The organism is Mesorhizobium sp. B2-3-13, assembly GCF_006442195.1.
Taxonomy (GTDB): Bacteria; Pseudomonadota; Alphaproteobacteria; order Rhizobiales; family Rhizobiaceae; genus Mesorhizobium; species Mesorhizobium salmacidum.
Window position 1 is genome coordinate 246,000 of the sequence record NZ_VFVQ01000004.1, and the last position, 11,803, is coordinate 257,802.

The following is an 11,803-nucleotide window of genomic DNA, read 5'->3' on the forward strand; positions in this document are numbered from 1 at the left end:
AGATAGCTATTTCAGCAGCCGGCCTTCGATCGACCAGCGGGCGGCAAGGAAGTTCAACACAGCCGCCACGATGACGCCGCCGATCTTTGCCGGCCACACACCGGTGATACCGGCGAAGAGTGCGATCGACAGGCTGGAAACGCCGAGCGAAATCAACGCCCCAGCCGTGACGAACCGCAGGAAGGCGTCATGCAGCCGGATGGCGTGATTGCGCTCGAACGACCAGAAGCCATTCGCCACGAAAGAGAAGATCACGGCGATCGACCACGAGACGACATTGGCGGACAGCGGCGGGACATGCAGCTTGAGCAGCAGGGAGAAGCCGGCAAGATCGATGGCCGTGTTCGCCAGTCCGACAAGCGCAAAACGGACGATCTTGCTGCCGGTCGAACGCTGGGGCTGTTTGCCGCCGCTCATCCCATGCCGTCCATGATCTCGACACCGGCGCGGGCCAGGCGCGCGCCGAACGCGTCCGAGGCCAGAACCCCAAGTTCCACTTCGCGCACGCTTTGCATCGGATCGCGCGCGCACAGTGTTTCGTCGACATGGCCGGGGTGGCACATGAACAATCCATGGTCCGGCAGCGCTTCGACCGCAGCCTCCAGCAATGGGGCAAATTTTCCGGGTTGCCGCCAGTCATAGATGCCGGCGAGCGGCTTCCAAACGGCAAAGCCGGCGCGCTGCATCGATTGGTTGAAGCCGGCGGCCACGGCAGCGATTGCCGCGATCTTCGGTGCGACGGCGGCATCACCCAGCGCGGGAGCGCCGCGCAACACCGGCCTGCCCGCAGCTTCACGAAAATTCGCCCGCAGCCAGCCGCGCACGACGGGCAGGAAATGCACGTGCTGATGTCCGTCGATGAAGTCGGGCTTGCGGCCCAGCGCCTCGACGAAATGACTATATTGCGCGCCGAGTTCGGCATGGACGTCGCGCTCATCGATCCGGCTGCGGAAGACCGGCAGGGCCAGCGAACGAAGCGGCGGCAGCCGGCCCTCAGGCGCCAGGCTCGATTTGCCCGTGACGGCTGGCTGGTCCGTAAGGGTCAGGTGCAGTCCGATCGCCGCGTGACCGCACAGTGGCCTTATACGCGCCGCCGCCCCAGCCCATTCCGGAAAACCGGTCATGCAGCTGGTGCCGGTCAGGCGTCGCCGGTCGAGCAGGTCGAGAATCCCGGCGCAAACCCCTGGCGCCAGGCCGTAGTCATCGGCGATCAGGCGAATGCGCCGCGTCATCCGCGGGACGCGCCCGCGGCGCCGTCTGAAACGTCGCTGCGCACGACATCGCGCACGATATACACCGGACGGTCCTTGCTCTCCGACAGCGTGACCCAGACATATTCGCCGATCAGGCCAAGGAGGGTGAGGTTGAGGCCACCGAACAGGACGACGGCGACCATCAGGCTGGGATAGCCAGGCACTGCAATGCCGTAGAACATCACTTCGAAGAACACCTTGGCGCCGTAAACGACGCCCGCCAGCGCCGCCAGCATGCCGCTCAGACTGATGATGCGCAGCGGGATGACGGAAAACGACGTAAAGCCTTCCAGCGAAAAGGCGATCAGGTTGAGCCGGCTCCATTTCGATGTGCCGATGGCACGATTTTCCGGCGAATAGGGTATGGCTTTCTGGCGGAAGCCGGCCCAGGCGAACAGGCCCTTGTTGAAGCGCCGCTTGTCGCGCAAGCTTGTCAGCGCGCGCGCCACGGTACCGCGCATGACGCGAAAGTCTCCCGCATTCTCGGGGATATCGAAACGCTGGCTGCTGTTGATCAGGCTATAGAACAGCTTCGCCAGCTGGCTGCGCCGCCAACTGGCCTCGCGCCGGTCGTTCTGGGCGTAGACGACGTCGATATCGTGGTGTTCCACCAACTCGGCAATCATCTGCAGGCTGACATCCATGGAATGCTGAAGGTCGGAATCCATGATCAGCACCATGTCGCCGCGCGAATGGTCGAGGCCGGCGAGCACCGCGACCTCCTTGCCGAAATTACGGCTGAGCCGCACGACCTCCCAGGAACCCGACAGCGCCAGCGAAAACCGCTCGGCGCCATCGTCGCGACTGCCATCGTCGATCAGGATCTTATGGACGGCCATGCCGAAACGGCTTGATACGGCTTCCTCGAGCCTCTCGAGCAGCCCGGCAAAGGCCGACGCCGACTGCGCCTCATTGAAGAAGGGCGCTACGATATCGAGTTTCTGCCGCAACTCAGCCATGTGCGACGGGTCCGACATTCACCGCCTTGTCGCGCGCCTTGGTCCAGAACCACCAGATCAGCGAACAGGCGATGAAGGTGACCGCGAGCGGCCGGAACCAAGGGTAGAAGAAATTATGCATGTGGCGCTCGACGCTGGTCAGACCTGTGAGGAACAATACCGTCGACAGCACCGAAGCCAAGACGCCACCACGCTCCTCCCGCCACAGTGTGGCGATAGCGAGACCGGCAGGCACGGCGATCATGGCATAGGTATTTGGCTCGACGCGCGGATTGAAGACGCACATGTAGAAGGCGGCCGTCAGGAAGATCGCCAGTCCGGCCATGCCGGGCTGGAGCTTGCGGTCGAACCAGAGGACGATCGATAGCGTAAGCAGTGCCACGACGACGCGCACGATCGTGGCGGCGAATTCAGGCATGGGCACTCCTGCCGAGGTGAAAGGCGCCGTGAAGTCGGTAGGGACAAAGTGGCCGGACCGGTCGACGGCCATCGAGGTCAGCATGCGGGCGAAATCACCGTACTGCGCGTTGAGATAGCCGGCAGGTGCGAAGGCATACGGTATGGCGAGCACGAACAGCACCGCCAGCACGAGCACGGGTATCAGCCGCAGGCGCAGGGCTCCCACCAGCAAAAGCATGATGATCGCGGTCGGTTTGGCAATGATGGCGACCGAAGCCCAGAAGAAGGTCTCGGCGCGCCGCCCTTCGAGCGCCGACAGGGTCAGGAGCCAGCAGGCGCCGGTCAAGAGGATCGTCGCCTGGCCGTTGCGGATCGCACCCAGCGCCATCGGCAGGGCAAGGAAGAGCCCGAAGGAAAGCAGCCACGGCAATTCCCCGCCGCCGATTTTGCGCACTTGCCGCATCGCCGCGAAGGTGAGCGCCGCGAAGCCCACCGCATGCCACACCACGCCGCCCAGATACGGTCCAAGCTTCAGCACCGGCACGTAGAGCGCAGCAAAGGCCGGCGCGTAGAGATAGCCCATCTCCGACTGGAGATTGTACAGCGGCTGGCCGCCGAGGAATGCCTCGCTGCCATATCCGTAGGCCTGCATCACCGTGCGCGTGTGGGGCGACCATAGCACCAGGCCGAGAACGACCAGGAACGCCCCGACCCACATGCCCAGCCCCAAACGGTCGAAAACCGGCTTGGAAATCGTCATCAACACACCCCGCACGCCATCGCGGAAGACGCCTCGGCCTGGCGTAGTCCCGGCATTCGATGGCGGCGGCATATCACGGACAAAGCGACCAGGCATAGGGGGGCTCAATGGCGCAAGCTACGATCCGGCCGTTCCGACGGCGCCGGACACGTGATTGTGTCGGGCGTCGAGAGCGAGGTCACCACTTTAAGGCCGGATGAACACCTTACCGTTAGGCTTGGCCAGTTCCGCCGGCACGCGTGCCATTGCCTCGGCCAACGGAATGACCGCCGTCACGTCGGTCGACCAGCGTCCATCGGAAAAACGCTTCTGCGCCTCGAGGATCGCCGGACCACGCCGATCCCTGGATTGCCGCATCCATTCGCTCAGCCAGAAGCCCTCGATGTGCTTGTGCTGGAAGATCAGTTGGCCGGGTTCGCGGATGACCGTGGCCTCGGGATCGAGCCGGCCATAGATGATCCAGCGCGCCCGTTTCGGCATTGCATTGAAGATGGCTGAAGCCAGCGGGCCCGTGACAGCATCGAGGAAGATGCGCGGCTGTTCGGCCTTCATCACCTCGCGCAGCGTGGCCTCGAAATCCGGCGCCTTCTCGTTGAGGACATGCGCCGCGCCAAGCTCTTTAAGCATGGCGATCTGCTCGTCGCGGCGCACGGTGACAACAGGCCGGAACCCTTCCTCGCTGGCAAGGCCGATGATCAGCTTGCAGAGCTGGCTGGCGCCGGCGGTCATGACGAAGGCCTTCTCGCCTTCCTGTTTGACGATGTCGACCATGGCGATCGCGGTCAGCGGATTGACGATCATCGCGGCGCCGTCCTCGTCGCGCACCGTATCGAGCAGCGGAATGCAGGCCGCCGCCTCGGCGACGGCATATTCGGCCCACGAGCCCCAATTGCTGAGACCAGTGGCGAAAGCGACACGCTTGCCGACGAGGCTTTTGGGATAGGGCTCCTCGCCACCCGCGACGACCGTGCCGACGCCCTCGAAGCCGGCCGGCTGACCCTTGGCGCGCGGCTGGCCATACTGGCCCTTGATGAAGGCGACATCCGATGGATTGATCGAAGCCAGGCTGACCTTGATCAGCACCTGGCTCGGTCCGGGCGCAGGCACGGCGATGCTGCCCGGCTCGAGATAGGGCTCCATCGCCTCGAGCGCACTGCCGCTCGGCGTCCTGGTATAGCCGTCACCGACCAAGAGCAGCGCCTTCATTTCGGAGGGGATGGTCATCACTGACACTCCTTGGTTGCCGCAGGAAACCCATATGTGGCCAGCCGAACTGCCGCTCAGAGCTTCTCCTGCGTGTATTTCTTCAACTCCGTACGCGCCACCTGGCGGCGATGGACTGCGTCAGGCCCGTCGGCGAGGCGCAGCGTCCTCAGATGCGTCCACGAGCGCGCCAGTGGCGTATCCTGGCTGATGCCCTGGGCGCCGAACATCTGCACCGCCTCGTCGGTGACCTTGAGCGCCACGCGTGGCGCGACGACCTTGATCTGGCTGATCCAGGGAGCGGCGGCCCGCGCGTCGCCCTGGTCGATCATCCATGCCGCCTTGAGGCAGAGCAGGCGGGCCATCTCGATCTCCATGCGGCATTCGGCGATGATGTCGAAATTGGCGCCAAGCTTCGCCAGCTTCTGGCCGAAGGCCTCGCGGCGCACGGAACGCTGGCACAGCATCTCCAGCGCCATCTCGGCCTGGCCGATGGCGCGCATGCAGTGATGGATGCGGCCGGGGCCGAGCCGGCCTTGCGCGATCTCGAAGCCCCTGCCCTCGCCCAGGATCAGGTTCGAGGCCGGTACCCGGACATTGTCGAAGCGAAGATGCATATGGCCATGCGGCGCGTCATCGTCACCATAGACCTGCATGGCGCGGACCTTGGTCACGCCTTTCGTGACCGAGGGTACCAGGACCATCGAGTGGCGGCGGTGCTGCGGCTCGTCATCGCCGCCGGTCCGCACCATGACGATGTAGATGGCGCAGCGCGGATCGCCGGCGCCCGACGCCCACCATTTCTCGCCGTTGAGCACGTAGTCGCCGCCCTGCCGCTCGCAGCGCATGGAAATGTTGGTGGCGTCGGAGGAGGCGACATCCGGCTCCGTCATCAGATAGGCCGAGCGGATTTTTCCGTCCAGCAACGGTTCGAGCCATTCCCGTTTGTGCTCGGCCGAGCCGTAGCGTTCCAGAACCTCCATATTGCCGGTGTCCGGTGCCGAGCAGTTGAATGTTTCGGCGCCGAGATGCGCCTTGCCCATCTCTTCGGCCAGATAGGCGTATTCGACAGTGGACAGGCCGTAGCCACGTTCCGAGCCGGTCAACCAGAAGTTCCACAGGCCGCGCTCCCGTGCGGTCTTCTTCAGCCCTTCGAGGATCTCGCTCTGGCGTTTGCTGTAGACCCAGCGGTCGCCGGCCTTGCCGACTTCGCCCAGGAACTCCTTGTCGAGCGGCATGATCTCGTCGCGCACCATGGCCGCGACGCGTGCGTGGATCGGCTTCAGCCGCTCGGTCATGCCGAGATTCATCTGCGTCATCGGTCGCTAACCCTTCATGCAGGCCGGGCATTTTATCCGTGGCAAGGATGACCGTACTTCGGATAGCCTTGTCAACGCGAACTGTTTTGCCCGCGGGCGAAGGCGCGGAGAATTTGGATGAGCTATCTGGATGAGCTGTTTTCGGTTGCCGGCAAGACCGCGCTGGTGACGGGAGCGGCGACCGGCATCGGCCGCATGGCGGCAACCGCGCTGGTCAAGGCCGGCGCTAGCGTCATGATCGCCTCGCGCAAGGGCGAGGACTGCATCAAGGTCGCCAGCGAGTTGAACGGACTTGGCGCCCCGGGCCGGGCGGAAGGCTTTGCCGCCGACGTTTCCAGCGAGGTTGGCATTGCCGCCCTGGTCGGTGAGGTCAAGGCACGGACCGAAAGACTGCATATTCTGGTCAACAATGCCGGCGTGTCCTGGGGCGCGCCGCTGGAGAGCTTTCCCTATCACGCCTGGGCCAAGGTGTTCGGCGTCAATGTCACCGCGGTCTTCCATCTGACACGCGAATTGCTGCCGCTGCTTGATGCTGCTGCAAGCGAAGCCGATCCGGCCCGGGTGATCAATCTGGGATCGGTGATGGGCACGCAGCCGCTGGCCGACGATGCCTATTCCTACACCGCCTCCAAGGCCGCCGTGCATCATCTGACACGCACGCTGGCGTTCGAATTCGCTGGCCGCCGCATCACCGTCAACGCCTTCGCACCAGGCCCATTCCAGAGCCGCATGACCGCATTCGCCACCGGCACGGACGAACAGGCCAGGCATGTCGGCGGCCATGTCCCGATCGGCCGCATCGGCACGCCGGATGACATTGCCGGCGCAACGCTCTATTTGTGCAGCCGTGCAGGCAGCTATGTGACTGGCGCCATCCTGCCGATCGACGGCGGGCAGTCGGTGCAGCATGGGTTGACCTTATTCAAGGAATGACATTTTCCGGCCGCAGAAGCCGGGAGTGAAACAGGAGGACATGAGCGTGGAACCGATCAGTCTCGATGTGCTTCTGGCCAGTGTCGGCAAGGAGGTCGGCGTTTCGCCCTGGCGCGTGGTCACGCAACGCATGATCGATCAGTTCGCCGACGCTACCGACGATCACCAGTTCATCCACTGCGATCCGGAGCGGGCCAAGCGCGAAACGCCGTTCGGTGGCACCATCGCGCACGGCTTCCTGTCGCTGTCGCTGTTGTCGGCGATGACGTTCGAGACCATGCCGCCGCTGGAAAACGGCAAGATGGGCGTCAACCATGGCTTCGATTCGCTGCGCTTCCTGGCGCCGGTGAAGACTGGCGCGCGCATCCGCACCCATTTCGTGCTGGCCGACGTCAAGGTCAGGCCATCGGGCTGGGTGCAGACGGCGCATGACGTGACCATCGAGATCGAAGGTTCCAAAAAGCCGGCGCTGACCGCCCGCTGGCTGACGCTGACCTTACTTGAACGTCAGCCCGAGACGGTATGAGCGACCCGAACGCGCTCGACCAGGCGGCGCTTGCGCCTTACCTCGAGGCGCACATCCCGGGCTTTTCCGGGCTCGCGGCAATCGAAAAATTCAAATCCGGCCAATCCAACCCGACCTATCTCCTGACGGCGGCAAGCGGCCGTTACGTGCTGCGCGCCAAGCCGCCAGGCCAACTCTTGAAATCGGCGCACCAGGTCGACCGCGAATTCTGGGTGATGGAGGCGCTTTCGGGCACCGCCGTGCCGGTGCCCAAAATGCTGCATCTGTCGGCCGAGGGCTCGCCGATCGGTCGCATGTTCTACATCATGGGTTTCCTCGATGGCCGCATCTTCTGGGATCCGGCACTGCCTGAGGCCCGCGATAACGATGAGCGCGCCGCGATGTACGATGCCATGAACGGCACGCTTGCGGCCCTGCACGATGTCGATGTCGAGGCCGTGGGTCTCAGCGCTTTCGGCCGCCCCGGGAATTACTTCGAGCGGCAGCTGGCACGCTGGACCAGCCAGTACCGTGCCTCCGAAACCGGTACCATTGCCGACATGGACCAACTGATTACCTGGCTGGAGATGCATAAGCCGGCCGATGACGTCAGGGCCTCGCTTGTGCATGGCGACTATCGGCTGGACAATCTGATCTTCGCGCCGGACCAGCCGAGGGTACTGGCGGTGCTCGACTGGGAATTGTCGACATCAGGCCACCCCTTCGCCGACATCGCCTATCAATGCATGCAATGGCGCCTGCCGCATGCATCCGGCTTTCGCGGCCTGGGCGGCATCGATCGCTCGGCACTCGGCCTGCCTTCCGAGGAAGACTATGTCGCCGCCTATTGCCGGCGACGTGGGCTGACCGGCATCGGCAATTGGACATTCTTCCTCGCCTTCTCCTTCTTCCGGCTGGCTGCAATCTGCCAGGGTGTCTACAAGCGGGCGCTCGACGGCAACGCTTCCAACCCGGAGAAGGCCAAAACCTATGGCGAGGCGGTGAAATTGCTCTCGCACCTCGCCGTCCAACTGATCAACAAGCAGGCGTAAGGGGAGACGGGATGGGTCGCTTCTGACGCCTGCCGCTTGGGAACCCGCGGCGCCCTTGTTCGTTTCCGTACAGCGTATATAATTTAACCAAGGCACCAACCAGACAAGGGCAACGGACTTGCCGCTGAGCCTCCAGAAACGCCGCGAGAAACAAAAGGCCGAACTGCGCTCGGAGCTTGTCGCGGCCGCACACAAGCTCGTCCAGGAAGAAGGCTATGAAGGCCTGACCATCCGCAAGCTGGCCAAGCGGGTCGGCTACGCGCCGATGTCGGTCTATTCCTACTTCGCCGACAAGCAGGACATCCTCTTCGCGCTGGCCGAGGACGCGTTTGAAACGCTCGCCCGGCGCATCGAGGAGCACCCGTCCGACGATCCGATCGAGGCCTTGCAGGCGGTGATGACCGAATATGCCGCCTTCGGGCTCGGCAATCCCAACGAATACCGCACTGTCTTCATGACCGAAAAGACCAAGCTGCCGGAAGGCAGGAGCTACGAGGACATGGAGGAAGGCAACCCGGCGATGAAGGTGCTGATCAGCAGGGTCGAGGCCTGCGTCGCCGCCGGCAAATTGCGTGGCGATCCGCGCGCCATCGCCACCATGCTGTGGGCGGTCGGCCATGGCACGATCTCGCTGCTGATCACATTCCCCTTTTATCCCTTCGGCGACGCGCAGGCTTTCGTGAAGCGGATGTGCGATTTCACCCTTGCCACGCTCAGCACGCAAGATGTGCCGCCGTTGACCGAAACACCAGTCAACTGCTGAGCGCGACCTCTTCGTTTTCCAGATTTCCTCACCGCCTCTCCCAGCCAGAATGGGGCGGATTTCTTGGTTAACAAAAAGTTTACCGTACGTGTACAATTTCTCTTGAACTTCGCGATCGACGGACGTATTTGTACAGAGCAACGTACATGTACGGAACAAATTCACCCCGTCGAACACGGAGACTGACCATGAAAAAGACACTCCTCACCCTTGCCGCCGTCCTGGCGCTTTCGGGTTCGGCCTTTGCCGCCAACAACACCCCCCACGCGGTCAAGCATTCGACTGCAGCGACCTGCGTCGACACCAAGACCAATGTGAAGCTCGATTGCGCTTCGACCGGATCGGTCGACAAGAAGGCTTCCACGGAAGCCACAACCGACGGCAAGGGTCCTAGGCTCGGGATCACGGTGAACCCGTGGATCATGCCGAGCGCCTACTGAGATTTTCCGAAAGTCTGGCCGGCTCAGCCGGCCAGATGGTGATTTCAGGCGATCGAGACCGGCAGCTTGGCCGCTGAACTTTCGAAAGCCGCGTCGATCAGCTTCTGCATGTCGGCGGCGCGCCGGAACGACGGATCGCCGTTCCGTCCCGTGTCCAGCGCATCGGCGAAGCGCCGGGCATTGTGCTTGACGTCAGGCGGCGTCAGCATCCGCCAACGGTGCTGATCGACGTCGTCACCCAAGCAGGCCGACAGCCGCGAAACCTTGCCGTCGGTCTCGACCTTGATCGCGCCCTTGGTGCCGTGCAGGGCCAGCGACAAATCATTGCCATGGCCCGTCGTGTAGCGGCTGGCCATGATCGTGGCCAGCGCGCCTGAGCTGAGCCGCGCCGTTACCGCCAAACTGTCATTGACGTCGAGCACATAGTCACCGATGCGGTCGCCCTCCGCCTTCGGAAACGTCACCAGATCGGCATGCAGCGAGACGATATCCTGGGCCGCGCCATAGGTCGCGAAGTCGAGGATATGGATGCCGACATCGCCCAGAACACCCGTCGAACCGTGCCGGCTCGACAGGCGCCACAGCCATTTGTCGTCGACCCGCCAGTCACCCCAGAACTTGCTGACCAGCCAGCTTTGCCGGTAGTTCGCCTCGACATGGCGCAGCTCGCCGATCTCGCCGGCCTCCACCATGCGCCGCGCCTCGTGGATCACCGGCGTGTTACGATAGGTCAGGTTGACCATGTTGACGAGCCCGGCCGCCTCGGCGGCTTCGCTCATCGCAAGCGCATCGGCATGGTTCGGCGCCAGTGGCTTCTCGCAGAACACATGTTTCCCGGCGGCCAGCAGGGCGAGCGTCGTCGCCTTGTGGACCTGGTCCGGCGTCGCGTTGATGGCGGCATCGAACTCGCCCCAAGCGATCGCAGCTTCGAGGCTTTCGAAGAAATTGCCTATTTTGTTGGCGGCGGCGAACGCCGCCGCGCGGCCCGGCAGATGATCGACGCAAGCGACGATGGTACAGCTCGGAACCTGACCGAACTCCTCGATATGATGTGCCGCGATCCAGCCGGTGCCGAGCAAAAGCAGGCGATGCATCAGCTCAGCCCCCTCTCACCGTCGGCATGCAGACGCAGGCCTTTCTGGACGATCTTCTCCTTGGCCTTGTCCGTCGGCACATTCGGCGCATTGGTGATGCCGGACCATGCCGGGGCGGGGTTGTGCGCCCAGTGCACGGCGTTGCGCAGCACCTGCTGCACGCCTTCATTGTGATAGATCGGATAGGTCTCGTGGCCCGGTGAGAAATAGAAGATTTTTCCCGCTCCCCGCTGATAGGTCAGGCCGGAGCGGAACACCTCGCCGCCCTCGTACCAGGAGATAAACACCGTCTCCAGCGGCTCCGGCACCGCGAACGGCTCGCCATACATTTCCGTCTCGCCGATCTCCAGGCATTCGCCGATGCCTTGCGCGATCGGGTGGCCGCGATTGATCGCCCAGACACGCTCGCGCTCGCCCGCCTCGCGCCATTTCAGCGAACAGGGCGTGCCCATCAGCCGCTTGAAAATCTTCGAGTAGTGGCCGGAATGAAGCACGATCAGCCCCATGCCTTCCCAGACCCGCTTCTGGACGCGCTCGACGATCTCGTCCTTGACCTCGCCATGGGCGGCATGGCCCCACCATAGAAGCACGTCGGTGGCCGCCAGGCGCGTGTCGCTCAGGCCGTGCTCGGGTTCCTGCAAGGTGGCGGTGGTCGCTTCGATCCGCTTGTCCTGGTTGAGCGCGGCGGCGATGGTACCGTGCATGCCCAAGGGATAGAGGACGCGCACGGCGGCATTGGTCTGTTCATGGACGTTCTCGCCCCAGACAACGGCTTTAACAGGCATTTTTCCTCTCCAAAGCGCTTTGAGTACCGCATCCGATGAGGTCTTGGAAAGATGTCGTCGATCAAAATTTGTGAAATCAGGGCTTGCGGGCCTTGCGGCCAGGGACTGTCTTGGCCTTGCCAGGCTTGGCCGGTGCGCCGGGAATGGACGACCCCGTAATCGACACGGGATCGCTGGCTGGAAATGTGTCCTCGAGGCCTTCCTCGAGTTCGTCTTCGGCGTCGGCCTCGTGATGCCGCTCATGTTGGAGCGAACGGACCGCCGCGGTTTTCGGCGATTTCGGCGCGGACTTCGACGGCATCGGCAGTTCTCCCTCGATTTGTCGCCGCACAACGGAC

General features: G+C 63.4%; 14 protein-coding genes. 5 read left to right on the plus strand and 9 right to left on the minus strand.

The window, feature by feature from the left end:
• Positions 1 to 6: 6 nt before the first annotated feature.
• The 6 genes from FJ941_RS07335 to FJ941_RS07360 all read right to left on the minus strand — a co-directional run bounded on the left by FJ941_RS07335 (position 7) and on the right by FJ941_RS07360 (position 5,893).
• Positions 7 to 417, minus strand: a complete 411-nt coding sequence (locus tag FJ941_RS07335; protein WP_027142966.1) for a GtrA family protein — start codon at positions 415 to 417, stop codon at positions 7 to 9.
• Positions 414 to 1,232 (minus strand): ChbG/HpnK family deacetylase, encoded by an 819-nt coding sequence (locus tag FJ941_RS07340; protein ID WP_140504314.1) that lies wholly within the window; start codon positions 1,230 to 1,232, stop codon positions 414 to 416. The genes FJ941_RS07335 and FJ941_RS07340 overlap by 4 nt, the downstream gene beginning before the upstream one ends.
• Complete coding sequence (locus tag FJ941_RS07345; protein WP_140504316.1) at positions 1,229 to 2,212, minus strand: glycosyltransferase family 2 protein; 984 nt, start codon at positions 2,210 to 2,212, stop codon at positions 1,229 to 1,231. Before FJ941_RS07345 ends, FJ941_RS07340 begins: the two co-directional genes overlap by 4 nt.
• On the minus strand, positions 2,205 to 3,371 hold the full coding sequence (locus tag FJ941_RS07350; RefSeq protein WP_140504318.1) for a glycosyltransferase family 87 protein: 1,167 nt from the start codon (positions 3,369 to 3,371) through the stop codon (positions 2,205 to 2,207). Before FJ941_RS07350 ends, FJ941_RS07345 begins: the two co-directional genes overlap by 8 nt.
• A gap of 186 nt (positions 3,372 to 3,557) precedes the next feature.
• Positions 3,558 to 4,595, minus strand: coding sequence for a zinc-binding dehydrogenase (locus FJ941_RS07355; RefSeq protein ID WP_140504319.1), 1,038 nt, complete (start codon positions 4,593 to 4,595; stop codon positions 3,558 to 3,560).
• A 56-nt stretch (positions 4,596 to 4,651) separates the two neighbouring features.
• Entirely contained in the window at positions 4,652 to 5,893 is a 1,242-nt protein-coding gene (locus FJ941_RS07360; protein ID WP_140504321.1) for an acyl-CoA dehydrogenase family protein, read from the minus strand.
• 117 nt (positions 5,894 to 6,010) lie between these two features.
• Here FJ941_RS07360 and FJ941_RS07365 point away from each other — a divergent pair, with 117 nt between their 5' ends.
• The 5 genes from FJ941_RS07365 (at position 6,011) to FJ941_RS07385 (ending at position 9,586) form a co-directional block, all read left to right on the plus strand.
• Entirely contained in the window at positions 6,011 to 6,826 is an 816-nt protein-coding gene (locus FJ941_RS07365) for an SDR family oxidoreductase (RefSeq protein WP_140504323.1), read from the plus strand.
• A 40-nt stretch (positions 6,827 to 6,866) separates the two neighbouring features.
• Positions 6,867 to 7,352, plus strand: coding sequence for a MaoC family dehydratase (locus FJ941_RS07370; RefSeq protein WP_281405562.1), 486 nt, complete (start codon positions 6,867 to 6,869; stop codon positions 7,350 to 7,352).
• Positions 7,349 to 8,383, plus strand: coding sequence for a phosphotransferase (locus tag FJ941_RS07375; RefSeq protein ID WP_140504327.1), 1,035 nt, complete (start codon positions 7,349 to 7,351; stop codon positions 8,381 to 8,383). Before FJ941_RS07370 ends, FJ941_RS07375 begins: the two co-directional genes overlap by 4 nt.
• Before the next feature lie 118 nt (positions 8,384 to 8,501).
• Positions 8,502 to 9,146 (plus strand): TetR/AcrR family transcriptional regulator, encoded by a 645-nt coding sequence (locus tag FJ941_RS07380; protein WP_140504329.1) that lies wholly within the window; start codon positions 8,502 to 8,504, stop codon positions 9,144 to 9,146.
• A 188-nt stretch (positions 9,147 to 9,334) separates the two neighbouring features.
• Positions 9,335 to 9,586, plus strand: a complete 252-nt coding sequence (locus FJ941_RS07385) for a DUF680 domain-containing protein (protein ID WP_140504331.1) — start codon at positions 9,335 to 9,337, stop codon at positions 9,584 to 9,586.
• A gap of 44 nt (positions 9,587 to 9,630) precedes the next feature.
• Here the strand turns inward: FJ941_RS07385 and FJ941_RS07390 are convergent, their stop codons facing one another.
• From FJ941_RS07390 to FJ941_RS07400, 3 genes are all read right to left on the minus strand, one after another.
• Positions 9,631 to 10,680: a Gfo/Idh/MocA family oxidoreductase gene (locus tag FJ941_RS07390; protein WP_140504333.1), complete on the minus strand. Its 1,050-nt coding sequence runs from the start codon at positions 10,678 to 10,680 to the stop codon at positions 9,631 to 9,633.
• A complete protein-coding gene (locus tag FJ941_RS07395; protein ID WP_140504335.1) occupies positions 10,680 to 11,465 on the minus strand; it encodes a ThuA domain-containing protein in 786 nt (261 codons plus the stop codon). The genes FJ941_RS07390 and FJ941_RS07395 overlap by 1 nt, the downstream gene beginning before the upstream one ends.
• 76 nt (positions 11,466 to 11,541) lie before the next feature.
• A complete protein-coding gene (locus tag FJ941_RS07400; protein ID WP_140504336.1) occupies positions 11,542 to 11,766 on the minus strand; it encodes a hypothetical protein in 225 nt (74 codons plus the stop codon).
• Positions 11,767 to 11,803 lie beyond the last annotated feature (37 nt).

What these genes read in the sequence shown, in the direction of transcription:
- FJ941_RS07400 (WP_140504336.1), bottom strand. Translation starts at nt 11,766, where the DNA reads ATGCCGTCGAAGTCCGCGCCGAAATCGCCGAAAACCGCGGCGGTCCGT.
- FJ941_RS07345 (WP_140504316.1), bottom strand. Translation starts at nt 2,212, where the DNA reads ATGGCTGAGTTGCGGCAGAAACTCGATATCGTAGCGCCCTTCTTCAAT.
- FJ941_RS07355 (WP_140504319.1), bottom strand. Translation starts at nt 4,595, where the DNA reads ATGACCATCCCCTCCGAAATGAAGGCGCTGCTCTTGGTCGGTGACGGC.
- FJ941_RS07390 (WP_140504333.1), bottom strand. Translation starts at nt 10,680, where the DNA reads ATGCATCGCCTGCTTTTGCTCGGCACCGGCTGGATCGCGGCACATCAT.
- FJ941_RS07395 (WP_140504335.1), bottom strand. Translation starts at nt 11,465, where the DNA reads ATGCCTGTTAAAGCCGTTGTCTGGGGCGAGAACGTCCATGAACAGACC.
- FJ941_RS07375 (WP_140504327.1), top strand. Translation starts at nt 7,349, where the DNA reads ATGAGCGACCCGAACGCGCTCGACCAGGCGGCGCTTGCGCCTTACCTC.
- FJ941_RS07385 (WP_140504331.1), top strand. Translation starts at nt 9,335, where the DNA reads ATGAAAAAGACACTCCTCACCCTTGCCGCCGTCCTGGCGCTTTCGGGT.
- FJ941_RS07360 (WP_140504321.1), bottom strand. Translation starts at nt 5,893, where the DNA reads ATGACGCAGATGAATCTCGGCATGACCGAGCGGCTGAAGCCGATCCAC.
- FJ941_RS07365 (WP_140504323.1), top strand. Translation starts at nt 6,011, where the DNA reads ATGAGCTATCTGGATGAGCTGTTTTCGGTTGCCGGCAAGACCGCGCTG.
- FJ941_RS07350 (WP_140504318.1), bottom strand. Translation starts at nt 3,371, where the DNA reads ATGACGATTTCCAAGCCGGTTTTCGACCGTTTGGGGCTGGGCATGTGG.
- FJ941_RS07370 (WP_281405562.1), top strand. Translation starts at nt 6,867, where the DNA reads ATGAGCGTGGAACCGATCAGTCTCGATGTGCTTCTGGCCAGTGTCGGC.
- FJ941_RS07340 (WP_140504314.1), bottom strand. Translation starts at nt 1,232, where the DNA reads ATGACGCGGCGCATTCGCCTGATCGCCGATGACTACGGCCTGGCGCCA.
- FJ941_RS07335 (WP_027142966.1), bottom strand. Translation starts at nt 417, where the DNA reads ATGAGCGGCGGCAAACAGCCCCAGCGTTCGACCGGCAGCAAGATCGTC.